At 61.1% G+C, this 26,768-nt stretch carries 27 protein-coding genes; 18 read left to right on the top strand and 9 right to left on the bottom strand.

Translation table 11 applies throughout. The annotated features are described in order from the left end of the window. Positions 1 to 35: 35 nt before the first annotated feature. Positions 36 to 992: a bifunctional helix-turn-helix transcriptional regulator/GNAT family N-acetyltransferase gene (locus ACQ66M_RS10800; protein ID WP_430403750.1), complete on the top strand. Its 957-nt coding sequence runs from the start codon at positions 36 to 38 to the stop codon at positions 990 to 992. Here the strand turns inward: ACQ66M_RS10800 and ACQ66M_RS10795 are convergent. The 4 genes from ACQ66M_RS10795 to ACQ66M_RS10780 all read right to left on the bottom strand — a co-directional run bounded on the left by ACQ66M_RS10795 (position 982) and on the right by ACQ66M_RS10780 (position 7,054). Next, complete coding sequence (locus tag ACQ66M_RS10795; protein WP_430403748.1) at positions 982 to 2,493, bottom strand: pilus assembly protein TadG-related protein; 1,512 nt, start codon at positions 2,491 to 2,493, stop codon at positions 982 to 984. The two genes, ACQ66M_RS10800 and ACQ66M_RS10795, sit on opposite strands and share 11 nt — an antisense overlap. A gap of 37 nt (positions 2,494 to 2,530) precedes the next feature. Next, a complete protein-coding gene (locus tag ACQ66M_RS10790) occupies positions 2,531 to 4,072 on the bottom strand; it encodes a pilus assembly protein TadG-related protein (protein WP_430403746.1) in 1,542 nt (513 codons plus the stop codon). Between the two features lie 161 nt (positions 4,073 to 4,233). Continuing rightward, a complete protein-coding gene (locus ACQ66M_RS10785) occupies positions 4,234 to 5,607 on the bottom strand; it encodes a pilus assembly protein TadG-related protein (protein ID WP_430403744.1) in 1,374 nt (457 codons plus the stop codon). Between the two features lie 76 nt (positions 5,608 to 5,683). Beyond that, on the bottom strand, positions 5,684 to 7,054 hold the full coding sequence (locus ACQ66M_RS10780) for a VWA domain-containing protein (protein WP_430403742.1): 1,371 nt from the start codon (positions 7,052 to 7,054) through the stop codon (positions 5,684 to 5,686). A 157-nt stretch (positions 7,055 to 7,211) separates the two neighbouring features. Here ACQ66M_RS10780 and ACQ66M_RS10775 point away from each other — a divergent pair, with 157 nt between their 5' ends. Both ACQ66M_RS10775 and ACQ66M_RS10770 read left to right on the top strand, forming a co-directional pair. After that, positions 7,212 to 8,006, top strand: coding sequence for a thymidylate synthase (locus tag ACQ66M_RS10775; RefSeq protein WP_430403740.1), 795 nt, complete (start codon positions 7,212 to 7,214; stop codon positions 8,004 to 8,006). Between the two features lie 112 nt (positions 8,007 to 8,118). Further along, entirely contained in the window at positions 8,119 to 8,805 is a 687-nt protein-coding gene (locus tag ACQ66M_RS10770) for an aquaporin (RefSeq protein ID WP_350170575.1), read from the top strand. 4 nt (positions 8,806 to 8,809) lie between these two features. Here the strand turns inward: ACQ66M_RS10770 and ACQ66M_RS10765 are convergent, their stop codons facing one another. Then, the gene (locus ACQ66M_RS10765) at positions 8,810 to 9,475 is read right to left on the bottom strand and encodes a hypothetical protein (RefSeq protein ID WP_350170576.1); all 666 of its coding nucleotides are present in this window, start codon (positions 9,473 to 9,475) and stop codon (positions 8,810 to 8,812) included. 145 nt (positions 9,476 to 9,620) lie between these two features. Here ACQ66M_RS10765 and ACQ66M_RS10760 point away from each other — a divergent pair, with 145 nt between their 5' ends. Next, positions 9,621 to 10,163, top strand: coding sequence for a dihydrofolate reductase (locus tag ACQ66M_RS10760; RefSeq protein WP_350170577.1), 543 nt, complete (start codon positions 9,621 to 9,623; stop codon positions 10,161 to 10,163). A 76-nt stretch (positions 10,164 to 10,239) separates the two neighbouring features. Beyond that, positions 10,240 to 11,148, top strand: a complete 909-nt coding sequence (locus ACQ66M_RS10755; protein ID WP_430403738.1) for an SMP-30/gluconolactonase/LRE family protein — start codon at positions 10,240 to 10,242, stop codon at positions 11,146 to 11,148. A 6-nt stretch (positions 11,149 to 11,154) separates the two neighbouring features. On the opposite strand, the gene ACQ66M_RS10750 is transcribed toward ACQ66M_RS10755, so the two are convergent. Continuing rightward, positions 11,155 to 12,261 carry an Mrp/NBP35 family ATP-binding protein gene (locus ACQ66M_RS10750; protein ID WP_350170368.1) on the bottom strand — a complete coding sequence of 369 codons (1,107 nt, stop codon included), beginning with the start codon at positions 12,259 to 12,261 and terminating at the stop codon, positions 11,155 to 11,157. A gap of 141 nt (positions 12,262 to 12,402) precedes the next feature. Here ACQ66M_RS10750 and hflK point away from each other — a divergent pair, with 141 nt between their 5' ends. The 4 genes from hflK to ACQ66M_RS10730 all read left to right on the top strand — a co-directional run bounded on the left by hflK (position 12,403) and on the right by ACQ66M_RS10730 (position 16,162). Then, positions 12,403 to 13,527, top strand: coding sequence for an FtsH protease activity modulator HflK (gene hflK / locus ACQ66M_RS10745; RefSeq protein WP_350170367.1), 1,125 nt, complete (start codon positions 12,403 to 12,405; stop codon positions 13,525 to 13,527). Next, complete coding sequence (locus ACQ66M_RS10740; protein WP_350170366.1) at positions 13,527 to 14,423, top strand: protease modulator HflC; 897 nt, start codon at positions 13,527 to 13,529, stop codon at positions 14,421 to 14,423. The genes hflK and ACQ66M_RS10740 overlap by 1 nt, the downstream gene beginning before the upstream one ends. Positions 14,424 to 14,434: 11 nt before the next feature. After that, complete coding sequence (locus ACQ66M_RS10735) at positions 14,435 to 14,635, top strand: DUF2065 domain-containing protein (protein ID WP_350170365.1); 201 nt, start codon at positions 14,435 to 14,437, stop codon at positions 14,633 to 14,635. 78 nt (positions 14,636 to 14,713) lie between these two features. Further along, entirely contained in the window at positions 14,714 to 16,162 is a 1,449-nt protein-coding gene (locus ACQ66M_RS10730) for a Do family serine endopeptidase (protein ID WP_350170364.1), read from the top strand. 3 nt (positions 16,163 to 16,165) lie between these two features. On the opposite strand, the gene serB is transcribed toward ACQ66M_RS10730, so the two are convergent. Continuing rightward, complete coding sequence (serB, locus tag ACQ66M_RS10725) at positions 16,166 to 17,089, bottom strand: phosphoserine phosphatase SerB (RefSeq protein ID WP_430403736.1); 924 nt, start codon at positions 17,087 to 17,089, stop codon at positions 16,166 to 16,168. Positions 17,090 to 17,144: 55 nt separating this feature from the next. Between serB and miaA the strand changes: the two genes are divergently transcribed. From miaA to ACQ66M_RS10690, 7 genes are all read left to right on the top strand, one after another. Further along, the gene (gene miaA, locus ACQ66M_RS10720; RefSeq protein WP_350170362.1) at positions 17,145 to 18,095 is read left to right on the top strand and encodes a tRNA (adenosine(37)-N6)-dimethylallyltransferase MiaA; all 951 of its coding nucleotides are present in this window, start codon (positions 17,145 to 17,147) and stop codon (positions 18,093 to 18,095) included. A gap of 173 nt (positions 18,096 to 18,268) precedes the next feature. Then, positions 18,269 to 20,065, top strand: a complete 1,797-nt coding sequence (locus ACQ66M_RS10715; RefSeq protein WP_430403734.1) for an acetolactate synthase 3 large subunit — start codon at positions 18,269 to 18,271, stop codon at positions 20,063 to 20,065. 43 nt (positions 20,066 to 20,108) lie between these two features. Continuing rightward, positions 20,109 to 20,801, top strand: coding sequence for a hypothetical protein (locus ACQ66M_RS10710; RefSeq protein WP_430403732.1), 693 nt, complete (start codon positions 20,109 to 20,111; stop codon positions 20,799 to 20,801). After that, the gene (gene ilvN / locus ACQ66M_RS10705; protein ID WP_350170359.1) at positions 20,798 to 21,367 is read left to right on the top strand and encodes an acetolactate synthase small subunit; all 570 of its coding nucleotides are present in this window, start codon (positions 20,798 to 20,800) and stop codon (positions 21,365 to 21,367) included. Before ACQ66M_RS10710 ends, ilvN begins: the two co-directional genes overlap by 4 nt. Next, positions 21,367 to 22,017, top strand: coding sequence for a hypothetical protein (locus ACQ66M_RS10700; RefSeq protein WP_430403730.1), 651 nt, complete (start codon positions 21,367 to 21,369; stop codon positions 22,015 to 22,017). The genes ilvN and ACQ66M_RS10700 overlap by 1 nt, the downstream gene beginning before the upstream one ends. A gap of 46 nt (positions 22,018 to 22,063) precedes the next feature. Continuing rightward, positions 22,064 to 23,083 (top strand): ketol-acid reductoisomerase, encoded by a 1,020-nt coding sequence (gene ilvC, locus ACQ66M_RS10695; protein ID WP_430403728.1) that lies wholly within the window; start codon positions 22,064 to 22,066, stop codon positions 23,081 to 23,083. Between the two features lie 13 nt (positions 23,084 to 23,096). Further along, positions 23,097 to 23,663 (top strand): GNAT family N-acetyltransferase, encoded by a 567-nt coding sequence (locus tag ACQ66M_RS10690; RefSeq protein WP_430403726.1) that lies wholly within the window; start codon positions 23,097 to 23,099, stop codon positions 23,661 to 23,663. 6 nt (positions 23,664 to 23,669) lie between these two features. On the opposite strand, the gene ACQ66M_RS10685 is transcribed toward ACQ66M_RS10690, so the two are convergent. Next, positions 23,670 to 24,326, bottom strand: coding sequence for a GH25 family lysozyme (locus ACQ66M_RS10685; protein WP_430403724.1), 657 nt, complete (start codon positions 24,324 to 24,326; stop codon positions 23,670 to 23,672). 156 nt (positions 24,327 to 24,482) lie between these two features. Between ACQ66M_RS10685 and ACQ66M_RS10680 the strand changes: the two genes are divergently transcribed. Next, the gene (locus tag ACQ66M_RS10680) at positions 24,483 to 25,010 is read left to right on the top strand and encodes a bactofilin family protein (RefSeq protein ID WP_430403722.1); all 528 of its coding nucleotides are present in this window, start codon (positions 24,483 to 24,485) and stop codon (positions 25,008 to 25,010) included. A gap of 4 nt (positions 25,011 to 25,014) precedes the next feature. On the opposite strand, the gene ACQ66M_RS10675 is transcribed toward ACQ66M_RS10680, so the two are convergent. After that, a complete protein-coding gene (locus ACQ66M_RS10675) occupies positions 25,015 to 25,611 on the bottom strand; it encodes a tetratricopeptide repeat protein (RefSeq protein ID WP_350170353.1) in 597 nt (198 codons plus the stop codon). Between the two features lie 165 nt (positions 25,612 to 25,776). On the opposite strand from ACQ66M_RS10675, the gene ACQ66M_RS10670 reads away from it, so the two are divergent. Continuing rightward, entirely contained in the window at positions 25,777 to 26,748 is a 972-nt protein-coding gene (locus ACQ66M_RS10670; protein ID WP_350170352.1) for an oxidoreductase, read from the top strand. Positions 26,749 to 26,768 lie beyond the last annotated feature (20 nt).

Raw genomic sequence — 26,768 nt, 5'->3', positions numbered from 1 at the left:
TTGAATAACGTGTTATATATATTGCGGAGCGCGTCATGCCTGACATTCTCAAAGACCTCGGATACCTGGCCCTCGGCAGCCGCCTGAAACGCCTGGCAGAACGGATGCAGGCCGATGCGGCGCAGATTTTCGAACAGAACTGTTTCATCACCCAGCCAAGCCATTTCCCCTTGCTGGCAGCGCTCGACCGTTACGGCCCCCTGACAGTGACCGAAGCCGTCGCGGCCCTGGGTGTCAGCCAGCCGGCCGTGACGCGCAGCCTTGTCGGGCTCGTCGAAATGGGGCTTGCGGAAACGACCGTGTCCGATGCCGACCGGCGCCAGAAATCCATTTCGCTGACAGTGGAAGGCGCCGCAGCGGTTGCCCGCATGAAGCGGGACGTCTGGCCCCATGTTGCCCGCGCCGCCGAGGAACTCGCCGCCGGCCCCGATGCCGGCCTGCTGGACCAGATCGCGCGCATCGAAGCGGCGTTCGACGAGTCGTCCCTGTCGCAGCGCGCCGCCGACGGCCATGCCATCGTGGAATTTTCCGACGACCTTGCCGAGACGTTTTATGACATCAACGAAGAATGGATCAGCGAGATGTTCACGCTGGAAGACACCGACCGCGAGGTCCTGTCCAATCCACGCGACCTGATTGTCGACAGGGGCGGCGCGGTTCTGTTCGTCTCAACCGGCGGGCTCGGCATTGTCGGCACCTGCGCCCTGATGCCGATGGGCGATGGCCGGTTCGAACTGACCAAGATGGGCGTGCTGAAATCGGCGCGCGGACGAAAGTCGGGCGAGTTCCTGCTGGCGGCGGCGCTTGACCGTGCACGCCAGATGGAGATGGAAAGCCTCTACCTGCTCACCAATCGCAAATGCGCAGCGGCGATCCACCTTTATGAAAAGCTCGGCTTCCGGCACGATACCGGCATCCTGGAATCCCACGGCAAACGCTATGACCGCTGCGATGTGGCCATGTCCTATCCGCTGGAACGCCCTATTGCTTGATCCGCAATTCCGAGATTGACCGCGCGATTGACCGGTAGGCCGCAGTCAGCTCTTCGCCATTTGACGCGTTGAAGGCATAGGCTGGGCTGGTGGCGCAATATTCCAGGATCGTGCGGCCGTCAGCCGTCTTCTGGACGCTTGTCGGCACCTGGAATCCAACCGTGTAGACCTGTATCTTGGAAGGGGCCGCCTTCATCGTGTCGCAAAGGTCCTGCGCCTGCCGGAACGAACTTTTCGCGGCAGTCGGATGGTTGGTGTTGAAGTCACCATCCGTCATCAGGATCACGGCCTTCATGTTCTGCTTGGTATTGTAGGCAAGCGGCACGGACGCTTCCGGCCAGATCGACGACCAGTTGGGTGACAGAAGATACCAGCCCCATGCCAGGCCTATATGGCCCGCCGTTCCGCCATTCGCCGTCAGCGACTGGACATGCGCCTTGAGGGCCGCCTTGTTATCCGTCAACGGAACAGGCCCGGAGGCACGGCACCCTGCATAGGATGCATTATAGGCGCCACTGGAAGAATTACCGCCACCGCTTTCGATTTCCCACTGGCCGTTGCGTTTGCGTGAATTGCTGTCGTTCCAGTTCCAGCGCGGGTTGCCCGCACCGATCCAGCGCAGCGAACCTGGCGCAGCATCCGAAGCGGCCTCACCGCCGGTGCGCTCATACACGCATGTGTCGACCAGGGAGGCGTCTTCGAGCGGCCGGCGCGCGGCATCCCAGTTACCGGTACAGTACCCGCCGGGGCAATACTCCTTCTCGTAATAGAAGAACCGCTTGCCCGTCGCCGCATCGAACATGCGTGCATCATTGTGCGTATAGTAATTGCTGCGTGCATCCGCATCGGAACCGTCAGCTGACAGTTGCACACTGCGCGTGACATCATCGAAATAGGCGCCGGCATTCACCGCATTGTTGTACGTCGTGATGGCGAGGCGCACCTTGCCGTCATTCGGTCCGTCATCCGGCAGCAATTCATCGAACGCAACTTCAGCGGCCGACTTGAGGAGGCTGAGCCGGTTGTAGCTGTTCATCGATCCTGACACGTCAAACACGAAGGCAACGTCGGCATTGCCGACCGCATAGGTCGACGTCGATGCCGCACGAAAGCTCAGTTTTTCCCAGCCCATGAGATTTGAAATGAATGTCGGCTGGTCACACGCGATCGAACCGCGAATGTCCTTGTTGTCTGTAAAAAAGGCCACGCTGACCGGCGTGCAGACAATATCGCCGCCCTGCTCGCCAATCAGCGACGCGGTGTAGCGTCTGACATCTTCAGCCACGGCATCTTCGCTCGCACCGCCCTGACGCGACAGCGCGCCGGCCAGAACCGCTGAATCGAGCGCAAACTGCACCTTGTTCTTCTGGCGGACCGTGAACTGGAAATCGACGGCGATGCCGCCGACCGCCAGTACTGCCGGAATGAACAGCGCGCTCATCACGGAGATGTTGCCGCCCCGTCCGCCCCGCCACGTCCTGAATGCCTTGCCAATTGCCATCGGTTTATCTCGCGTGAAGCCCGTTGGGCGGGCCTGCCTAGTGGGTTAGCCGCAGGTCAGAGATGGATTGTGCGATCTCGCGATAGGCGTCGGTCAGCTCCTCACCATTGCTGGGTTCGAAGGCATGACCGGCAGAGGTTGCACAATAGTCCAGAATGGATTTTCCGCCCGGCGTGGTTGCCACATTGCTCGGCACCTGGAAGCCGACCGTGTAGATCTGCACGTTGTACGGCTCCTGCTTCATCGCATCACAGAATTCCATCGCCAGCTCGATCGAGTTTTCCGGTACGGAGGGGTGCGTCTGGTTGAACTCGCCATCCGTCATCAGAATGATGGCCTTGGCCGTATCCGGTTCGTCCCACGGCCAGGGATGCGAAGGCGTCGGCCACAGCGCGTTCCAGGTTGGCGAAATCAGGTACCAGCCCCACGCAATGCCGAGATGGCCAGCCGTGCCGCCTCCCGCATGCAGGTTGTCGACATAGGATTTCAAGACAGCCTTGTCCTCGGTCAGCGGCAGTGGCGACGAATTCTCGCACAATGTCGGCGACACGTTGAACGCGCCATATGAGGAATTGGCCCCGCCATATTCAATCTCGTTGGAGCCATTGCGCTTGTTGTAATTGTTGGTGCCCCAGTTCCACAGCGGATTGCCGGCGATCATGGCATTGGTCGCGCCGGTTCCGCCGGCAGCGTCCGTGAAGGCATTGATGCCTACGCGTTCCGATACGCATGTATTTTCGCCAATGTCGGTTTCGAACCAGCGCCGCTTGGGCGTAATCGTCCAGTTGCTGCTATAATTGCAGCTACTGTCGCAGCTGGCATTCTCATAATAGAAGAAGCGCTTTCCGGTCGACTGGTCGATCAGAACGCGATTGCGGTAGGCATTGTAGCGTGACTGGGCTGAATCGCTGCCGGATGGCGCATCCGCGCCGAGCGTTACCTTGCGCGTCACGTCGTCAAAGAACTCGCCGGCATTGACGTTGGCATTGTAGGTCGTCAACGCGATGCGGACCGTACCATCCAGTTCGCGGTCATCCGGCAGCAATTCATCAAAGGCGACCTTTGCCGATGCCTTCAGATTGTCGAGGCGGCTGTTGGAGTTCATCGATCCGGATACGTCGAAGATGAAGGCGACATCCACATTGCCGATGCCATAGGTCGTCCCGGACGTGACGGAGAAGTCGAGTTTGTCCCGATTCAACAACTGCGTCAGTGTCGTCAGCTGGGAACACTGGATGGAGGCCTCGATATTCTGCGTGCCATCCTCGAAAACAAGGGCGGGATCGTCACATGACAGCCCCTTGCCCTGCCGGTCGATCAGGGAGTCCACATAGTTCGTCACAAGGGCGCTGATTTCCTGACGGGTCTGGCCGGCCTGCATGGCCTTCGATCCTGCAATCACGGCGCTGTCGATTACAGCCTGGACCTTGGCCTTCTGGGTCACGGCCATCTGCACATCAATGGCGATGCCTGCAACGCACAGGATCGGCACGATCGCGAGCGCGGCGATCATCGTGATGTTGGCGCGATCATCGCCCGCAAAGTGACTGACGCGCACATCGTTCAAAAGCCTGGACATTTTCCCCACCTCATCCGCGACCATTCCGGTTGCACCACGCGTCAGGATGCCTCCAAGTGCTTGTTTCGGCGTTAGAATTTTCAGCGTGTTTCACCCGGTTGCGGCAAGACGCGATAAACCATGTTCTTTGCGTCCTGCCGCCAGCTGGCATCACCGGCGACCTAGTGCGTGATACGCAGGTCGGAAATCGACTTGGCGATCTTCTGGTAGGCGTCCTTCAGCTGCTGACCATTTTCAGGATTGAAGGCATGGTCGGCGCTGGAGGCGCAGTATTGCAGGATTTCCTGGCCCTGCGATGGTGCCTGGAACGCAACCGTATAGATGACCACCTGCGCGGCCTTTGCAGCGTCACACAGCGCTTTCGCCTGGTCGAAGGAATTGCCCTGGCCGCTCGAGAAATGGGTATTGAACGCCCCATCGGTCATAAGGATCATGGCCTTGGCCCCATCCGGTTCGTCATAGGGCAAGGGCCGGGATGCGGCAGGCCAGACCGAATCCCATTTGGGATCGATCAGGTACCAGCCCCAGGCAACGCCCATGTGGCCGGCGGTCATGCCAAAATCGTTCAGTCCGTTGACGTAGGCTTTGAGATTGGCGCGGCTATCGGTAAGCGGAAGCGGACCAATGCTGTTGCATGTCTCGACGGACCAGGTTTCTGTCGACGTGTTGAACCTGGCCTCTGCCGCTTCAATCCAGGCGCCCGGGGCGGGCGCGGCATCCGTAAACGCCTCAGCTCCGACACGCTCCTTCACGCACCTGTTGGTAATGGTCGTTGTCGCAACCAGTGGCGTGACGACATCGTCATACCTGCGGCAATTGCCATTGGGCCTGTACGAAACGCAAACCCGCGTTGTCCTGTCGTAATTGACCGTATAGGTGCGGGTGGCGTTCTTGTTGGTCACGGCCTTGAAATAGCTGCCGGCATTGACCATCGTGTCATAGGTCGTCATCGCCAGCCGCACATCGTCAAGCCTGGCCGTGTCGTATGATGCAGGAAGCAGGGTGTCGATTGCATCGAGGGCCGCAGCCTTCAGGTCATCCATCTTGCCGCTATTGCCCATCGAGCCCGACACATCGAACACGAACGCCACATCGACCTTGCCGATGCCATAGGTCGAGCCGGACCGGACCTGGAAGTCCATATGCGTCCGTCCGATCACGTTCGATAATGTCGTCGGCTGGGAACATATGATTGACGCATCGATATCCTGTGTCTCGTCCCTGTAGGTAATCGACACGGGCGCACAGTCGAGACGGCCATTCTGCTGGTTCAGCAAGGCCGTGACATAGGCATCGACACCCCGTGCAACATCGTCGCGGCTGGCACCGTCCTGCATCTGCCGCGCTCCGAAGATCACGGCACTGTCGATGACCGCCTGAACCTTGTTCTTCCGGGTCAGGGTCATCTGTGTGTCGACCGCGATCCCGACAAGCGCCAGGATCGGGATCAAAGAGAGGGCGAAGAATATGGCGGCATTGCCGCCGGCATCGGCGCGCCAGCGATTGGGCAGGTGGTTCAGAAAAGCGCGCTTCAACTATCTCTCCAGTTCAGATCAAAACGCTATGCCAGTACAATTTTCAGTCACGGGATTCATCTCGGCCTGCGGCGCCTTAGTACGTGATACGCAGATCAGAGATGGATTGGGCGATCATGCTGTAGGCGTCTTTCAGCTGCTGGCCATCTTCGGGGTTGAAGGCATGGTCGGCGCTGGAGGCGCAATATTGCAGGATTTCCTGGCCCTTGGACGGCGCCTGGAACGCAACCGTATAGATCACGATATGCTCTTCCTTCGCTGCATCACACAGCTTCTTCGCCTGGTCGAAGGAATTGCCCTGGCCGCTCGAGAAATAGGAGTTGAACTCACCATCCGTCATCATGATGATGGCCTTGGCTGCATCCGGCTCATCGTATGGCAGGGGCTTCGACGCCGACGGCCAGACCGAATCCCATTTCGGATCGATCAGGTACCAGCCCCAGGCAACGCCCATATGACCGGCGGTCATGCTGTAATCGTCCAGGTTGTTGACATAGGCATTCAGGGCGGACCGGTTATCGGTCAGCGGCAGCGGGCCAATATCGTTGCAGGTCTCGACCGACCAGCTGTTATTGTACGAATTGTATTTCGCCTCTGCCGCTTCCAGCCATGCGCCCGGACCCGGATCTTCATCCGTGAAGGCGTCCGATCCTTCACGTTCCTTGACGCACGTATTGGTGATCGTCCTGGACGTCTCCTTGGTTGTCGTGACGTTCTCGTACTTTTTACACTTTCCCTTTTTGTTCGTCTTTGTACAGACTTTCTCTGTATCCTCATAGGTCGCGGTATAGGTGCGCGTCGGATTCTTGTTCGTAACAGCTTTGAAATAGCTGCCTGCATTGACCATCGTGTCATAGCTGGTCATGGCGAGGCGAACATCGTCAGACTTCGAGGCATCATAAGTCGTCGGAAGCAGCGTTTTGACCGCATCCAGCGCCGCGGCCTTCAGGTCAGACATCTTGCCACTGTTGCCCATCGAGCCGGATACGTCGAACACGAACGCCACTTCGACCTTGCCGATGCCATAGGTCGAACCGGCGCGGACCCGGAAGTCCATCTTGGTCCGTCCGAACAGGTTCGACAGGGTTGTCGGCTGCGAGCAGAAGATCGACGCATTGATGTCTTCGGCATCATCTGCGTATTCGAGCGTAACCGGGGCGCAGTCGAGCACGCTGCTTTGCTGTTTCAGAAGGGCAGCCACATAGGACGTCACTTCCTGGGTCACTTCCGTGCGCGAAGCACCAGCCTGCATTGAGCGGGATCCGAAGATCACGGCGCTGTCGGCGACGGCCTGAACCTTGTTCTTCTGCGTCAGGGTCATCTGCGTATCGACCGCCACACCCACGATCGACAGGATTGGAATGATCGACAAGGCAAAGATGATGGCCGTGTTGCCGCGCGCATCGGTGCGCCAGCGTTTGACCAGGTCGTGGAAATGATTTTTCATCGTGCTGTACCTCCCCGCTCAGGTTTTGTGTTGGATACAGCAGGAAATATCCCACAAGATTCATTCAATATGGTGTGTACAGGCGAGGAATTTCGGTAAGCCCGGGCAAGTTTGTGTTAATGGTTTTCGCCAGCGAATCGCACCAGAGAAGGCCCTCATGAGACAATATCTCGACCTCCTGTCAGACATTCTGGCGCACGGCTTCGAACGTGCAGATCGCACTGGAACCGGCACAAAAGCCGTGTTCGGACGCCAGATGCGCTTTGATTTGGCTGACGGTTTTCCGATGGTCACCACCAAGAAGCTGCACCTGCGCTCGATCATTATCGAACTGCTCTGGTTCCTGAAGGGCGACACCAATATCGGCTATCTCAAGGACAATGGCGTCTCCATCTGGGATGACTGGGCTGACGAGAACGGCGACCTCGGACCTGTCTATGGTAAACAATGGCGCAGCTGGGCCGCCCCCGATGGCCGCGTGATCGATCAGATCCAGTGGGTCCTTGACGAAATCCGCACCAATCCCAATTCCCGGCGTCTCATCGTGTCGGCCTGGAACCCGGCCGATGTGAACGACATGGCCCTGCCGCCCTGTCACTGCCTGTTCCAGTTCAATGTCATGGACGGCAAGCTCAACTGCCAGCTCTATCAGCGCTCCGCCGACATCTTCCTCGGCGTGCCGTTCAATATCGCGTCATATGCCTTGCTGACGCTGATGATGGCTCGCGCGACCGGCCTGCAGGCAGGCGAATTCGTCCACACGTTTGGCGACGCCCACCTTTACATGAACCATATCGAGCAGGCGCAGCTCCAGCTTTCGCGTGAACCGCGCGCCCTGCCGACCATCACCCTCAATCCCGCAAAGTCTGATCTTTTCAGCTGGGAGTATGAGGACTTCAGGGTCGAGAACTACACGCCCCACGCCCACATCAAGGCGCCGGTCGCCGTCTGATCCCACTTTGTGGACAGGGCATGCGAATTCGCATGTCAATTGCCCAAACCGGCGAATTCACGCAGTTTCCTTCCCCGGCGGTACTCAACCGTCTTTTCCTGGGAGGGATACAATGAAAATCTTCCTCGCCGAACTTCTCGGCACACTCACACTCGTCCTGTTTGGCTGCGGCGCCGCCGTACTTGCAGGCGAGCAGGTCGGGCAACTTGGCATCGCATTCGCCTTTGGCCTGGCCATTGTCGCCATGGCCTATGGTATCGGCCCGATCTCGGGCTGCCACGTCAATCCAGCCGTCAGTTTCGGTGCATTCGTCGCCGGGCGCATGGATGGCAAGAGCATGCTGACCTATTGGGCGGCGCAATTCATCGGCGCCACGGTCGGCGCCGGCATCCTCTACCTGATCGCCACCGGCAAGGCGGGCTATGATATCGGGGTCAACGGCCTCGGCCAGAACGGATGGGGCACGGGCTATCTCGGTGAATACACGCTGGCAGCAGCCATTGTGTTCGAGATCGTCGCCACCTTCATCTTCCTCGTCGTCATTCTGGGCTCGACCCATGTTGCCGCACCAACCGCCATGGCCGGCCTCTCGATCGGCCTGACTCTGACGGCTATCCACATCGTGGGCATCCAGGTCACCGGCGTGTCGGTCAATCCGGCACGCAGTTTCGGCCCGGCACTGTTTGTCGGCGCAGAGGCGATATCGCAACTCTGGCTGTTCCTCATTGCACCCCTCGTCGGCGCAGGTCTCGCAGGCCTGAAATGCCGCATGGGACTGCTCGACAAGGACGCCGCCTAGCGCTTCAGGCCTCGGCCGGATTCGTCAGGCCGAGGTCTTCCCGCCGCCGTATGACGCGCGAAACAATCACGGCGCCCACCATTTTCCCGATCACGAACACGACCCAGTTCGCGACATGCAGCGAATTGCCGGGCTCTGCCCCGAATTCCATCTGCTTGGCCAGGTCCGCGCCATACAGGAAGACGGTTGTGTCGACCGGCGCGGCCAGCGCGCTCGACAACAGGATCCGTGTCGACAGGCGATACTTGGTGAAGGTGAACATCAGCCAGTCGACACCCTCCGACACTGCGAATGCGATACCACTCGCCAGCGCAATCACCGGCCAGGCATAAAAGAAAGACCAGGCCACAGCCATTGCCATCACAGCCAGCACGCGGTGTCCCATCTCCCGCTGGACGAAGTCGCGAATCACGAAGACCATGCCAGTGACCAGCGTCATGGGGTGAAGCGAAATCCCCTGGGTCCAGGTCTCGCTTTTGTCGACAATCTGGAATTCGGGGATGACACCGAATGACCAGTTGAGGAAAGGTATCAAAGCGACATACATCAGGGCCCAGCCGCGCCCTTTGAGCAGGTAAATCGCCGTAAAGGTGAGCGCCAGCGCGCCTACAACCTGAATGGCCAGACTGGGGTTGTCATTGGTGATAATAGAGATGATTGAGCTGAACACACTTGCCCCTCGAACTGCGATTGGTCTCTGATAGCTGACAAATCCGGTTGCTTCGACCACAAAACGATGTGTTCCACATGCTTAATAAAGCGAGGGGAAAATTGCCTCGCAGCCACAAATATCATGAAGGGCTTGTTCGACCGTAATGCACAGTAACGTAAAACTCAGCCTCATCGTGGCCCGTGGCCTCAACAATGTGATCGGCGTTTCCGGCCAGTTGCCCTGGCGCCTGAAGAGCGACCTCATGTTCTTCAAGCAGGTCACCCTGGGAAGCCCGATCATCATGGGGCGCAAGACATGGGAAAGCCTGCCAAGGCGTCCCCTGCCGGATCGCGAGAACATCGTGATGACCCGTGACTGGACCTATGATGCGCCCGGCGCGCGGGTCTATTCCAGCTTTGCGCCTGCCGTAAACGCGGCCAAGGCCATCGCCGCGCGTGACGGAAAGGCCGAAGTCTTCGCGATTGGCGGGGAGGCCATTTACAAGCGGGCCCTGCCCCTGGCCGACCGCATCTATCTGACCGATGTCGATGCGGCGCCTGAAGGCGATGCCTTCTTCCCTGCTCTGCCCGATAATGAATGGCATGAAACTTCAGCGGCCCGTTTCGAGGTCAGCGAAGGCGACGATCACGCATTCACCATCCGCAGGCTTGAGCGCACACCGGTCGACGCCCGCACCGACGCGTAGGCCCCTCCCCCGGCGGAAGCCGTTGTGAGCACCGTGTGCCACCCGTAATATGCCTCCATAACATGGAGGAATACGCATGGATTTCGAACTCGTGGCCGAGGGTCTCGGCTTTCCCGAAGGCCCTGTCGTCATGGCGGATGGCAGCATCATCATCGTCGAAATCCAGAAGGGCCAGATCTCGCGTCACTGGGGTGGCGGCAAGTCGGAAGTGATCGCCACGCCGGGCGGCGGCCCCAACGGCCTCGCCATCGGGCCGGACGGCGCCCTCTGGTGCTGCAACAATGGCGGCTTCCAGTACCATGATGTCGGCGGGCTGCTCATTCCCGGCAATTGCCCGGATGACTATTCCGGCGGCAGGATCGAGCGGATCGACCTTGCAACCGGCAAGGTCGATCGTGTTCTCGACACGGTTGGTGGCAACCCCCTGAAGGGCCCGAACGATCTTGTGTTCGACAAGGCAGGCAATCTCTACTTTACCGATCACGGGAAAACCTATTCCCGGCACCGCGATTTCGGCGGCCTGTTCTACCTGCCCACTGGCACAGTCGAGGCGGTCGAACTCGATTTCCACTATTCCTCGCCCAATGGTGTCGGCCTCTCGCCCGACGAGCAGACCGTTTTCATGGCCGACACGATGACCGGCCGCATGTGGGCCTTCGATCTGGCCGCCCCCGGCGAGATCAGGCCCGCCAGTCCCTTCAATGGCGGCCGCGTCGTCGCCACGATGCCGGGCCTGCAATACTTTGACAGCCTCGCCATGACGGCGGCGGGCAATGTTTGCGTCGCAACCATCCTGAATGGCGGCATCACCACGATCACGCCAGAAGGCGCGTTCAGCCACACGGCCTTCCCGGACATGCTGGTCACAAATATCGCCTTTGGCGGCGACGACATGATGGATGCCTGGCTGACCCTGTCGAGCACGGGCAAGCTCATCAAGTGCCGCTGGCCGGAACCGGGTCTCATCCTCAACTTCAACGCCTAGGGCGCCTCAGTCCTCGAAGACAATCTCCGGCGCGGGTCTGGATTCCAGCGTATCGAGGCCCACGGCCACGGTGCGCGCCAGTTCGTGGAAAATGCGTCCCGGCTCGCCGCCGGCCAGGGCCGAAGGCTCACCGCTGTCGCCCCCTTCGCGGATCGCCTGCAGCATCGGTATCTGCGCCAGCAGGGGCAGGCCAAGCGTTTGTGCCATATCGGCGCCGCCTCCTTCACCCATCAGATAGTGGCGATTGCCGGCCGGATCCTCGAACCAGCTCATCGTCTCGACAATGCCAAGCACTGGCACGGCGGTCTTGGTGAACATGGCCGCCCCGCGCCGCACATCGGCCAGCGCCACTTCCTGCGGCGTGGTGACGATGATGGCAGCCGTCACCGGCACGCGCTGCGCAATCGCCAGCTGCGCGTCGCCCGTGCCCGGCGGCGTGTCGATGACCAGCACGTCAAGTTCGCCCCATTCAGCATCGTTCAGCATTTGCGCGATTGCCGACATGACAATCGGCCCGCGCCAGATCATCGGTGAGTCCGGATCGGACAGGTAGCCGATCGACAGGGTTTTCAGGCCATGCGCCGCGACCGGAACCAGCTTTTTCGACGCGGCAGTTTCAGGGTGCGCGTCCTGCATGCCCAGCATGGTCGGAACCGACGGGCCATAGACATCGGCGTCCAGCAGGCCGACTTTCATGCCCGTTTTCGCCATGGCCGCCGCCAGGTTCACCGCCACGGTGGACTTGCCGACCCCGCCCTTGGCGCTGGCTACGACCAGGATCCGGTCGATACCCTTAATCTTCGGAATACCCGCCGCTGCTGGCGGTGCTGCCTGCTGCATGGCCTCGTCGGACAGGCGCGCGCCCTTTGACACCCGCCTTGGAGACGGTTCCAGCCTGACCTGCGGCGCCTGCGCTGCCGATTTTTCGGCTGTCAGGATACTCGTCACCGATTTCACGCCCGCCACCAGTTCAGCCCGGCCTTCCGCCTCGATCCGGCGTGCCTCGGCGGCGTGCGTATCGGCCGGATCGGCCAGCAGGACGAGGATCGCGCGACCGCCATCGTCGACATCGACGGACTCAAGCCAATCAGGCGCACCCAGTGCTTTGCGCACCTGTGCAGCCAGTTTCCGACGCGATTTTTGCTTCGAACCAAACACGTAATATAACCCCTGCGTCCTTGAAGCTCAGATTGAGGCATGCACTTATCACCGAAACACCTATATAGAAGCCTGCAAAGCAATACAGGAGGGGCTATGCCCTGGGACGACAAGACGAAATCCAGCGGCCCGTGGGGCGGCGGATCAGATGATGAACCCGGCAAGGACGGCGGTTCGCCCTGGACGCGCCCGGCTGGCGGTTCCGGAAACGGCGATCTCGAACAACAGATGAAACGCATGCAGGAACGCTTCCGCAAACGCGGTGGCGGTAATGGCGGAGGAGGTGGCGGTGGACGCCGCGGCGGAGGCGGCCCGAATTTTGGTCCGCTCGGCCTCGTTGTGCTCATCGGCATCGGCCTGCTCGGCTGGCTGTCAACAAGCGTCGTCATGGTCGACCCGACCCAGCAGGCGGCCGTGTTCCGCTTTGGCAAATGGCAGACCAATTTCGGCCCCGGCCTGCATTTCCACCTGCCTGCCCCGTTTGAGCAGCATGTGCTTGTCGAAGTGGAAAACCGGAAGGAAACCCGAATCGGCAATACGCTCGAAGAGAGCCTGATGCTGACGCAGGACGAGAATATCGTCGACATCCAGTTCTCCGTCTTCTGGAAAGTGGATTCCCAGAACCCCGAGAACTTCATCCTGAACGTGAAGAACCCGACCGAAGCCGTCGAACAGGTCGCCGAATCGGTCATGCGTGAAGTCGTCGGCAAGACGCGCCTTCAGGGCGTGATCACGACCGAGCGCGATGTCGTGCAGACGGAAGTGGCGAAACAGGTCCAGGCCCTGCTCAATGACTATCGCGCCGGCATCCAGATTCTGGCTGTCACGATCGACAGGTCTGACCCGCCCCAACAGGTGATCGAGGCGTTCAACGACGTAAACGTCGCCGAACAGGACGCCGAGACGAATATCAACCAGGCGACCCAGTTCGCCAACGAAGTCGTGCCTCAGGCCCGTGGTACGGCCCAGCGCCTGTTGCAGGAGGCTGAAGCCTATCGTGACCAGGTTCTGGCCGATGCCCAGGGTGAAGCGTCGCGTTTCGAACAGATCTACGAGGAGTACCGCAAGGCGCCCCGCGTCACGCGCGAACGCATGTATCTGGAAACCATGGAAAAGGTGCTTGAGCGCTCCGACAAGCTGATCATGGATCAGGATTCGGGCGCCGTGCCTTACCTCCCGCTGGAACGCACCCAGCGCAACCCGAGCGGAGGGCAGCAATAATGCGTGCTTTTGGATGGCTGACCATCATTGTCGTCGGCGCCGTAATTCTGGTGCTCATGAATTCATTCTTCGTCGTTCGTCAGGACGAACAGGCCCTGATGCTTCAGGTCGGCGAACCCAAACAGGTGTATAATGCGCCTGGCCAGGATCAGGCCGGACTCTACTTCAAGATTCCCCTGATTCAGCAGGTCGAAAAGCTCGACAAGAAGAATATCGGCCTTGATATCGAGAATATTGAAGTGCTTGCGTCCGACCAGCGCCGCCTCTCCGTTGATGCCTTTGTCCGCTGGCGCATCAAGGATCCGCTGAAATTCTACCAGCGTTTCCGCAATGAGACCGCCGCTGCCAGACAGCTCAACCAGATCACCAACTCGAACATCCGCGAAGCCCTGGGCGACGTGCCAGTGCCGGAAATCATTTCCGGGCAGCGTTCGCAGCTGATGGACCGTATCCGCGAGAGCGTGAATGCCCAACTGACCGAGGATGGCATCGACATTATTGATGTCCGCATCCGTCAGGCTGACCTGCCGCAGGAAGTGGCGCAGGGCGTGTACAGCCGGATGCAGTCGGCCCGTCTTCAGGAAGCCCAGCGCATTCGTGCCGAGGGCGAGGAAAAATCCCGCCTGATCCGCGCCCAGGCCAGCCGTGAAAGAACGGTCATCGAGGCGCAGGCGCGCGAGCAGGCTGAAGGCATCCGCGGTGAAGGCGATGCCAGATCGACTGAAGTCTATGCCAATGCCTACAACCGGGACCCGGAATTCTTCCGCTTCCAGCGCGCCCTGATTGCCTGTGACAAGGCCATTCAGGACGGCACACAGATCATTGTCGGCCCCGATAACCTTGGCATATGCGACCAGTTCATTGAGAGCGCCCGCGTCAATGGCGGTTCCCGCTAGGGCTGAAGCGCGTGTCATCACTCTATCTGATACTGGCTGCGGCCGGAATCTGGTTCTTTCTGGAGGGGGCGGTCTATGCGATCGCCCCCGACTTCATGCGCCGCATGGCCGCACGCCTCGCCGAGATGCCCAGCCGCGATGTCGCCTTTGCAGGCCTCGCCTCTGCCGTCATCGGCGCAGCCCTGCTCGTCTTTGCAGTCAGAGCCGCCTGAGCCTGTTGCAACAGGGGCGCAAAGCGCCATACTGATCAGGATACGTGCAACATCCGACTCCCAGGAGCCCCTCGCCTCATGCGCATTCCGGCACTCGCCGCCCTCGGTTTCCTCGCTGCCTTCGCCCTACCGGTTTCGGCACAAGGCAGCCTGTCGCGTCCCGTTGATGGCGTCGACCAGAAAGTACAACCGCAAAGCTTCCGCGATCTGTCTAAACGCCTGATGCCGGCCGTTGTGAACATCTCGACCCAGCAGACGATTGCGCCAAATGGATTGCCAACCTTTCCGGAAGGCTCGCCGATGGAGCGTTTCAATGATTTCTTCGGCCGCGACGAAGACGGTTTCCAGCGCCAGGGCTCGCTTGGCTCCGGCTTCGTGATCAGCGCAGATGGAATCATCATCACCAATAATCACGTTATCGAAAATGCCGACGAGATCGAGATCAATTTCTCCGACGGCCGGGTGCTCGACGCCAGGCTGATAGGCCGCGACCGCGACACCGACCTCGCCGTGCTGAAAGTCTCCAGCAATACGCCCCTGCCCTATGTCGACCTTGCCGACAGCGACCATGCCGAAGTGGGTGACTGGGTCATCGCCATCGGTAATCCGTTCGGCTTTGGCGGGTCAGTCTCCGCCGGCATCATCTCGGCACGCAACCGCGACCTCAATGCCGGCCGGTCCGATGACTTCATCCAGACAGATGCGGCCATCAACCGGGGCAATTCCGGCGGCCCGCTGTTCAATCTCGGTGGCGAAGTCGTCGGCGTAAACACAGCCATCATCTCCCCCACCGGCGGATCGGTCGGCATTGGCTTCTCCGTGCCGTCCAACCTGGTCAGGCGCATAGCGGACCAGCTGATCGACCAGGGCAAGGTGCGCCGCTCATGGCTTGGCGTGAATGTGCAGGATGCCGATGCCGCTCTGGTCAAGGCCTACAAGGCCAGGGGCAAGGGCGGCGTGATCGTCACGCGCATCACCGATGGCGGCCCGGCCGACCAGGCAAAGCTCGAGGTTGGCGACCTCGTGCTCAGCTTCGATGGCCAGCCGATAGCCAGTGTCCGCGAAATGACGCGCCTCATATCCGACGCGCCGATCGGCAAGACGGTGCCGCTTTCGATCATTCGCGGCGGCAAGGCCCGCACAATATCGGTCACGCTCGGCGAGCTGGAAGATGACGAGACAGAGGCAGAAGCCAGCCCGATGCCCGACGGCCCCTCCGGCAGCAATGATCTCGGCGCGGAACTCTCGGCCATAGACGACGATATCAGGCGCCGCTTCGGCATTCCGAAGGATGTGGAAGGCGTTGTCGTCACCAGCGTCAGTGCGCGCGGACGCGCCTTTGGCAAGCTGAGCCGCGGGGACGTTATCGTGGAAGTGAACTTCAACGAGGTTTCCAGTGTCACCGATACAGTGGCGAAGGTGGAAACCGCCATGACCACGCCGCAACAACCCCTGCTGCTGCGCGTCAAGCGCCGGGGCGATGCCGGATGGTTCGACCAGTTCCTGTCGATCGAGCTCACGAAATAGGCGCTAGCCGGTGACGAACTCGCTGGCCGCATAGCCCTGGAAGAAAAGCGCCGCTGTCAGGTCCGTATGGCTGATCGCGGCGGTCGCCTGTTCGGCGACAATCGGCTTGGCGCGATAGGCAATGCCGAGTCCGGCCGCGCGGATCATGTCCAGGTCGTTCGCCCCGTCGCCCAGCGCCAGCGCATCATCGCGGACCAGCCCATGCGCCGCAGCGGCTTCATCCAGCGCTGTCAGCTTCGCTTCGCGTCCGAGAATCGGTCGGCCGACTTGCCCCGTCAGCGCCGCGCCATCATCCATCAGCGTATTTCCGCGATGGGCGTCGAAACCGGACATGTCTGCGACACGCGACGTGAAGAAAGTGAAGCCGCCAGACACCAGAACGGCATGGGCGCCATGGGCCTTCATTGTCGCCGTCAGCGTCCGCGCGCCGGCGTTCAGCGTAATCCGCTCGCGATAGGCCGCTTCCAGCGCGGGCAGTTCCAGCCCCTTCAGCATCGCCACCCGCGTGGTCAGTGCGCCCTCGAAATCCAGCTCGCCGCGCATCGCGCGTTCGGTGATCGCAGAAACTTGCGCTTTCAGTCCGGCAAAGTCAGCCAGTTCATCGAGGCATTCCTGCCCGATAATCGTGGAATCCATGTCGGAGATCAGCAGGCGCTTGCGCCGGTTCGCTGCCGGCAGCATGCAGACATCGGCCTCCAGCCCCTTCGCGGCGGCACGCACCGCCTCCACAACACCCTCACCTCTCCCATCGAAAACATATTCGCACGCCTGCCACACCGCGCCGTCAGACAGGATGCGCAGCTGCATCTTGTCGACGCCCGCCGCGGCCAGAATTTCCCCCAATTGCGCAGAAAGTTCAGTGCGTCCTGGCGCCGCCACAGCTGTCACGGCAAGGATTTTGCGGGAATTATCCGGGTTCTGGGTCATGTTTTCAGTCTCCTGGTGTCTTTCCACGCGCCCGACAAGCCCTTAGGTCTAGAGCATGCATCCGGCAATCCTCATTCATGGTCCCACCGCCAGTGGCAAGACCGCCCTCGCCATCGCCGTCGCCCGGCGACTGGGGGGTGAAGTCATCAACGCTGATTCCATGCAGGTTTACAGGGACCTTCAGGTCATCAGCGCCCGCCCCGATGCGGAGGAAATGAACGGCGTGTCCCACCACCTGTTCGGCCATGTTGATGCGGCCACCCGCTATTCCACCGGTGACTGGCTGGAAGAAGCCCGGCGCGAGATCAAGCGTATCGAGCTGAAAGGCAAGCGCGCCATCCTCGTCGGCGGCACCGGCCTTTACCTGCTGGCGCTGACGCAGGGCCTGTCCAGTATCCCGCCGGTTCCCGAGGATATTCGCGCCGAAGTCCGCGCCATATCGGAGAGCGAAGGCGCAATCGGCCTGCGCGACCGGCTCGCGCCTGTCGATCCTGAAACAGCCGAGTGGCTGGGCACAGGCGACCGCCAGCGGCTCGCGCGTGCTTACGAAGTCTGGCTCGCCACAGGCCGCCCGATCAGCCAGTTTCAGGAAGAACGCCAGCCCCCCGTCCTGCAGGATGGCGAATGGATCGGATTTGCCCTCACTCCGCCCCGGTCGCGCCTCTACCAGAAAATCGACCGCCGGTTCGAAGGCATGCTGATGCAGGGCGCTATGGACGAGGCCCGCAGCCTGATGGAACGCGACCTCGATCCTGAACTGCCCGCGATGAAGGCGCACGGCATGCCATGGCTCACGGCTTTCGCGCGCGGCGAGATCAGCGCCGAGCTTGCGGCCGAAAATGCAAAGCGCGACACAAGGCGCTATGCAAAAAGGCAATTTACGTGGATTGGCAGGCAATTCCCGTTCTGGCCGCGCATTCCATCCCTGGAGCCTGAAAACCGCCTAAGGGTGATTCATGCCCTTTACAGGGAGATTGACAGCGTCAAAGAGGCAGATTATTCCTAAGCCAGACGTTGGAGGAAACGCACTGTGCGCACATCACTGGTACTCGTTATTAGGCATCCGTAGTCGACTGACCTTTCAGTCGATTGCGGATGCGCGCATTAAAGGGTCTCCTCAGGGGGCCCTTTTTCATTTCAGCCCAGACCCATTTTGATCCAGCCACCCCCGAGACACTCATGACCACAGCCACCAAGTCCAAGACGCGCGCCGCCCAAGCGGCGAAGAATGAGCCCCGCATCATGACCGGAGCCGAAATCGTCATCGAGGCCCTGCGTGAGCAAGGCGTCGAATCGATCTTCGGCTATCCGGGCGGCGCGGTCCTGCCCATCTATGATGCCCTGTTCTCGGCGCCGGACATACAGCACATCCTGGTGCGCCATGAGCAGGGCGCCGGCCATGCGGCCGAAGGCTATGCCCGTTCGACCGGCAAGTGCGGCGTGGCCCTGGTCACATCCGGGCCAGGCGCGACCAATATGGTCACGCCCATCACCGACGCCATGATGGATTCCATTCCCATGGTTGTCCTGTGCGGCCAGGTGCCCACCCACCTGATCGGAACCGATGCGTTCCAGGAATGCGACACGGTCGGCATTACGCGCACCTGTTCCAAGCACAATTACCTCGTCACCGATGTCAACGACCTCGCCCGCGCCATTCACGAGGCCTTCCTGATCGCCACGTCAGGCCGGCCCGGTCCGGTGGTCATCGACATTCCGAAGGACATCCAGTTCGCAACCGGCACCTATATCGGCAAGGAAGGTGTGCACAAGGCCACCTACAAGCCGCGCACAACCCCGGATCAGGACTCCGTCACCGCCATTGTCGACCTCATCATGTCGTCCTGGCGCCCGGTCTTCTACACGGGCGGCGGCGTGATCAATTCCGGGCCGCGCGCGTCAGAACTGCTGCGTGAACTTCAGTCTGTCACCGGCATACCGGTCACATCGACCCTGATGGGCCTCGGCGCCTTCCCGGCCTCGCATCCCGACTGGCTCGGCATGGTCGGTATGCATGGCAGTTTTGAAGCAAACAATGCGATGCATGACTGCGACCTGATGATCTGCGTCGGCGCCCGCTTCGACGACCGCGTGACCGGCCGGATCGACGCCTTCTCGCCCAATTCCAAGAAGATCCACATCGATATTGACGCCTCCTCGATCAACAAGATCGTGCGCGTTGACGTGCCCGTCATCGGCGACTGCGCCGAAACGCTGCAAGCCGTCCTCAAGGCGCTCTCCACCCGCAGGGGCAAGCGGCCCGACCTGGCAATCTGGAAAAAGCAGATTGCCGTCTGGCGCGCCCGCGACTGCTTCGCCTTCCAGAATTCCGATACCGTCATCAAGCCGCAATACGCCGTCCAGCGCCTTTACGAGCTGACCCGGGACCGGGACACCTACATCTCCACCGAAGTCGGCCAGCACCAGATGTGGGCGGCGCAGTTCTATCATTTCGAGGAACCCAATCGCTGGATGACCAGCGGCGGCCTTGGCACGATGGGTTACGGCCTGCCCGCAGCAGTCGGCATCCAGACAGCGCATCGCGACGCGCTGGTCATCGACATCGCCGGCGAAGCCTCCATCCAGATGGTGATGCAGGAATTCTCGACCGCCGTGCAGCACAAGCTGCCGGTCAAGGTGTACATTCTCAACAATGAATGGATGGGCATGGTGCGCCAGTGGCAGGAATTGCTGCACGGCGAGCGCTATTCGCATTCCTATTCGGAAAGCCTGCCGGATTTCGTGAAGCTGGCTGAGGCCCTCGGCGGCCACGGCATCCGCTGCGACGATCCGAAAGAACTCGATGCAAAAATCATGGAAATGATCGACCATGATGGCCCGGTCCTGTTCGACTGCCGCGTCGAGAAGGCCGAGAATTGCCTGCCGATGATTCCGTCGGGGTCTGCTCATAATGAGATGATCCTTGGGGAGATAACTGGTAACGAGGTCAGCGACGCCGGGAAGAAGCTGGTCTAGCGCCAGACAGGCATGGGTTTTGGGACGGATTGTGTAGATGAGTATGAGCGACATCCTCGCCCTGCTGCGCGAACATCTTGATGTGGTGATCGCGATCGGCTCGGCGCTGGTGGCACTGGTCAGCGCCTTTGCGTCGCGCGCCGAAACCCGTCGCCAGCGCCGCCTGCAGACCGAACGCCTGCGCCAGAGCATTGATGCGGCAAGCCTCGAATGGGGTAATCACGCGATTGATGCGCTTGGCCGCGCTGCCATGTTCGCCCGCACACGCCATCTGCAGGCCAATGACGGCACATTCGCCGGCGGCAAGACCAGCCTGATGATCAACCTGTCCGCACTCGTCGAACGCGGCCGCATGTTCTTCCCGAACCTTGATGCCGATAATAAAGGCATGGACAAGGACGGCGCCTATCGCGGACACCGCCCGCCCATCCTCGACGCGATGATGTGGGCCTATTTCGAGCTTGACGCCCTGACACGCGATGGCGGCCCGACGGGCGACAATAGCGCAGACTTCATCGACGATTGCCGTCGTCTGATGGTGTCGGAACTGCAGGCCCATCTCGATCCGCGCCGCCTCGACAAGATTGTTGAGCGCTATGATGACCAGACCCACGAAAACCGGCGCGAAGCCATCGAGCGCGCCAATGCGCTGAAAGCGCGCCTTGAATCCCGCAGGCCCGGACTTGTCCTCGACACGTCAAAGCCGCCTGCCGCCCCTACGGAGACGCGACAATGAGCGACGGAACCATCGGCAATCCACCGGGTGCGCCCAAGTCGGCCTATTTTCTCTCGCACGCTGACGAAGCTGTCGAGCGCCGTACGCTGGCCGTGCTCGTCGACAACGAACCGGGCGTGCTCGCGCGGGTGGTCGGCCTCTTCTCCGGGCGCGGCTACAACATTGACAGCCTCACGGTCGCCGAAGTCGATGCCAGCCAGCACCGGTCACGTATCACTATCGTCACACAGGGCACGCCGCACATCCTGGAACAGATCGAGGCCCAGCTCCTGCGTATCGTGCCCGTTGGCGAAGTGATCGACATCACCAAGTCGAAACGCGGCATCGAGCGCGAGCTCGCGCTGATCAAGGTGGCCGGCACGGGCGAAGTCCGCGTCGAGGCGCTTCGCATCGCCGAAATATTCCGCGCCCGCGTCATCGACACGACGAATGAGAGCTTCATCTTTGAGCTGACAGGTGCATCTGATAAGATCAGCCAGTTCATCGACCTGATGCGTCCGCTCGGCCTGGTTGAGGTCAGCCGGACGGGCGTACTCTCGATCAAGCGGGGAAAGGAACAGGGATGATGCGGCTCCAGACCCTTGCAATCGCTGTCCTTCTGGCCGCCGGCACCGCCAGCGCCGCAGAGGATCCGCCCGAAAGCTGCCGCCCGAAAGTTGCCGGCGGCGCACTTGCCCTCGCAGCTGACGCCGAAGCCGCGCAATTGCAGTGCGATGTTGATCGCGCAGCGCAACTCGTGAACCGGTCGGAGCGGCTGGCAGCCGGATCATCCGAGCCCGTCATCCGCATTGTCGACACGGCCTCCCCCAGCGGCGCAGCCTATATCTATGACGTGATCGGCACCGGCCCGTCCTACTGGCTGTCGGCCCATTCCGTTCCCGGAGACGAAACCGAGCGCACACGCGTGCCCGTCTGCAGGCTTGGCACGAACCTGCCAGCCGATGTATCGGCCAATGTTTCGTCCGCCCTGGCCACAATCGGAGCATCAGACCTTCCCGCCTATGGTCCGCGCGAAGAGGTTTCGGTCAACCCTGACGGGTCGCGCCGCGTTGTGCTCCTGCTCGACACACACGACATCGTCACGACGATCAACACACCTGAAGGTCCACGCAATTTCTCGCGCCATGCGCGCGCATCCGACGAAATCGCCCGGATCAACCAGATGATCATCGGCGTAGCCAATTTCAGCGACAGCTGGATTTGCAACGGCAACTGAACCACACCCCATTAACCCCACCCCAAAGCGGAGCTTTTTGAAGCCAATGAAAGTTTATTACGAGCAGGACGCAGACCTTTCCCTGATCCAGAAGAAAAAGGTCGCCGTCATCGGCTATGGCAGCCAGGGTCATGCGCATGTGCTGAACGCACGCGACAGCGGCGTGAAGGATATCGTCGTTGGCCTGAAGGAAGGTTCTGCCAGCCGCGCCAAGTGCAAGGCCGAAGGCCTGACGGTCATGACGCCCGCCGAAGCCACCAAATGGGCTGACGTCGTGATGATCCTCATCCCTGACGAATTGCAGGCCGTTGTCTGGGCCAATGAGATCGAGCCGCATACACGCGAAGGCCAGCACATCATGTTCGGCCACGGCTTCAACATTCACTACAACCTGATCCGTCCGAAGGCAGGCGTCGACATTTCCCTGTCCGCACCAAAAGGCCCCGGCCACACGCTGCGTGCGCAATACCAGATGGGCTTCGGCCTGCCGGGCCTCATCGCCATCCACCAGGATGCTTCCGGCAGCGCGAGGGATGTCGCCCTCTCCTATTCGAAAGCCATCGGCAACACGCGCGCCGGCGTCATCGAAACATCCTTCCGTGAAGAGACCGAGACCGACCTCTTCGGCGAACAGGCCGTTCTCTGCGGCGGCATCGTCGAACTGATCAAGGCCGGTTTCGAAACGCTGGTCGAGGCCGGCTATGCGCCGGAAATGGCCTATTTCGAATGCCTCCACGAAACCAAGCTGATCGTCGACCTGATCTATGAAGGCGGCATCGCCAACATGAACTACTCGATCTCCAACACCGCAGAATACGGGGAATATGTTTCCGGTCCGCGCATCGTGAATTCGGAAACCAAGGCCGAGATGAAGCGCGTACTCACCGACATCCAGGATGGCACATTTGCCCGCAACTGGGTGCTGGAAAACCAGGCTGGCGCCCCCAGCTTCCACGCCAAGCGCGCCCGCATGAACGACCATCTCATCGAGGAAGTCGGCGAAAAGCTGCGCGGCATGATGCACTGGGCCCAGAATGACCGCCTGGTCGACAAGGCCCGCAACTAGGGCCTGCCTGCACATGGCTGACAGGTCTCCGCAGCGTCCCGGTTTCTCGCATCGCGTCGCGACGCCGGATGACGCGGCGGAGATCAGCGCCCTCATGAACGCGGCCATCGGCGAGCTGCAGAAGGGCTTCCTCAGCCCCGAGCAGATCGCCGTATCGCGGTCAATCATGGGGCTCGACCGGACCCTGATCGCCGACGGCACCTATTTCCTGATCCACGATTGCGGGACGGACAGGCTCGCTGCGTCTGGCGGATGGAGCCGTCGCGCAACGCTCTATGGCGGAGACCATACCTCCGCCCAGCGCAATGACGCGCTGCTGCGTCCGGGCACGGACGCTGCCCGCATTCGCGCGATGTATACCCACCCTGATTTCACCCGCCGCGGCCTCGGCCGGATGGTCCTCTCGCTCTGCGAAGGCGCGGCCCGTGCAGAAGGATTCACGAGGCTGGAAATGGGTGCAACGCTGGCCGGCGTTCCCCTGTACGAGGCCTGCGGTTATCGCCTGATCGAGCACACGATCGGCGCGTCCGCCGATGGCGTCGAGGTGCCGGTCCTGCGCATGGGCAAGACGCTGGCCTGAACGTGATCACTCCGCCGCCCGGTTCAGATCCACATCGCCTTTGATTCCCGCCACTTTCCCCCGCATCGAATACTGCCAGATCGCATGGGGCATGCCCGGAGGCCCATCGACGCTGCGTATCCAGAGCGGATAGCGGTCAAACGATCCAGCGATCCAGTCGGCGTGAAATTCCGGTGTCGTGTAGATGACAGGGGCTGCGCCATACTCAGCCTCCAGCCTGTCGAGGAAAGCCTGCAAGTCCGCCTTCGTGCCCGCCTCATCCCGGTAGGGATCGCAATTATGGGCATATTCCAGATCAACCGCCGGCGGCAGCGTTCCGCCCCGCACTTCCACTGACTGGATGAAATTGACCGCCTGCGCCTCCCAGGGTTTGCACAGGATATAGAAGTGATAGGCGCCAAGGTGGTATCCCCGCCGGGTCGCCTCGATCCAGTTTGACTGGAAGTGCCTGTCCTTCCAGTCGCGCCCCTCAGTGGCCTTCAGGTAGATGAAATCGAAACTCTCTGCTTCCAGCGCCTCCCAGTCCACGCGTCCATTATGATGGGACAGGTCAATGCCGCGCGCCCCGGGCGGCAGCAGGCCGGCATCAGGCCCCGCCGCGTCCTCTGGCACACACGCCGTCAGGGCCAGAACTGCTGCAAATGCTGCGAATCTCACTGTCATGATCGCCAGTCTGGCATGCAATGATGGCCGCGTCGCGTCCAAACCCATGCCTTTTCGGGGCTCAACCTGCACGCGGTGTTTCGCACAGGACATTCGCGTGTGGCACGTGATTTGCTTGTTTTTCCCGGATTATTCAATCACCAGGGGACGAATCCATTGGCCAATCATTCCGCAACGCCGCGATCGCAAGACGGCAGCTATCTCTCGGCAGGGTCCGTGCTGGAAGGCAATCTCGCTTTTTCCGGGCCGGTCATGGTGTCAGCGCATGTCAAAGGCGACATCACCACTGACAGCCTTCTGGTCGTCGAGGCGGGCGCCGTCATCGAAGGCAATGTCTCCGCCACGGTCATTGTCGTCCATGGCAAGATCAAGGGCTCCGTCAGCGCGAGTGAAGGGATCGAAGCCTGGCCCGGTTGCCGCCTGGAAGGCCGCGCCTACGCGCCGAGCATGCGGGTTGATGAAGGAGCCAGCATGCTGGCAGACATTCTGATCGCGCCTGAACGGCCTGCCAGCTGGATGTCACAGGACGTGGCCGTCACTGCCCCTGCTCCCCGGCCCGCGCCAATCACCTCGCCAGAACCTGTGCCCGCACCGCCAGCCGCCGCAGCATCCCGCCCGGCGCCGATGCCAGCATTCACGAATACAATGTTCGCCCAGCCCGCCAAGCCGGGATCGGGCAGCTGAGGCCTCAACGGCCCGCGCCATCCTTCAGGCGTTCCCATGTGTCATCGTTCGGGTCATAGGCGGCCAGTCCCGTGATCCGGTCGCAGGCCCATTCATATCCGCTATCGCAGGCCGCCTGCAGCTGCCGCGTGCCTTCGGCGACATTCTTCGGTCCGCCCTTGCCCGTGAACAGCATGTTGCCATAGCCGGCGCAGGCGCTGACTTCCCCCATATCACACGATAATCTGTACAGGCGCCGGGCTTCGGGCAGGTCCTGCTCCATGCCATTGCCCTTCGCGGCCAGATAGGCGAGCGTCGCACACCCGGCTGCATCCTTGCCCGAACACGCCTTGCGATAGGCTTTCGCCGCAGCTTCATAATCCTGAATGCCGCCCCGGCCCTTGCGATGATAGTCTCCCAGCCTTGTGCACGCGGCATAGTCCTTCGCCCCACATTCGCGCATGGCATCGGCCCGGCCCGCCCGATCCTTCGCCAGCGTCTGCGTCGCTTCTTCGAGGGCGATTTCCGACTGCGTTCGCTCCACCTGGTTGCCCTGCGCCAGCGCCGGAGCCGCTGACAGACCGGCCGCAAGGACAAGTAACAGGCTTGTGAGAAGACGCATGGTCGAACACTCCGCTTAATGTGAATTGACACAGATCATACGCCCCGACCGTGGCATCGTCCACGTGGCGCACTGCTTAACAAGTCGTAACCCGCCCCTTGCCGCCGCAGCCGCCAGAGCGCAAACTCGCTCAAACAGACAGAGATTTCGGGAGACATCAGGCGCATGGCCGCACAAGACCAGCTACCCATCGGATCAGGCTTCCACGGCAAATCGACCGCCAGCGAGGTGCTTGAAGGCATAGACCTCACCGGCAAGAATGCCATCGTCACAGGCGGGTATTCCGGCATCGGCCTCGAGACCGTCCGCGCCCTTGCCGGCGCCGGGGCGCGGGTGACCGTTCCTGCCCGCCGCGTCGAAGTGGCGGAAGATGCCCTGGCTGACGTGGCCGGCGAAATCGAAATTGCCGCGATGGACCTGGCGGACCTGAAATCGGTCGAGAAGTTCACGCGCGACTATGACGACGCCAAACGCGGTCTCGACATTCTCATCAATAATGCCGGCATCATGGCCTGCCCGGAAGGGCGCGTCGGCCCCGGCTGGGAACGCCAGTTCGGCGTCAACCATCTTGGCCACATGGCGATGAGCCTGGCGCTCGCGCCGTCCATGCAGCGGGCCGAGTCCGCCCGCGTCGTCGCCCTGTCCTCGACCGGGCATGTGCGCTCGGACATTCTCTGGGACGACCCGCATTTCAACACACACCCCTATGACAAATGGGAAGCCTACGGACAGGCCAAGTCAGCCAATGCCCTGTTTGCGCTGGGTGTTGACCATCGCGGCCGCGATGTCGGCGTGCGCGCTTTTTCAGTGCATCCCGGCGGCATTTTCACCCCGCTCCAGCGCCACCTGTCGGAAGAGGAAATGGTCGCCCTTGGCTGGAAAGCTGCCGACGGCACGATCCCGCCCCAGGTCCAGGCCATGTTCAAGACACCGGAACAGGGCGCGGCCACCAGTGTCTGGGCCGCCACTTCGCCCCGGCTTGACGGCCGCGGCGGCGTCTATTGTGAAGACTGCGACATCGCGCAGCTCGCAACCGGCGAGAGCCAGCGTTGGCAACATGCCCGGCCATGGATCTGCAATGATGAAAAAGCCGAACGCCTCTGGTCGATGAGCGAGAAAATGCTGGCCGAGGCCTGAGATCAGCAAAAAGGAGGAAA

This window comes from Hyphomonas sp. (genome assembly GCF_965284475.1).
GTDB lineage: Bacteria > Pseudomonadota > Alphaproteobacteria > Caulobacterales > Hyphomonadaceae > Hyphomonas.
Note: the sequence above shows the minus strand (reverse complement) of the source record. Positions and strands in the feature narration are given on the sequence as shown.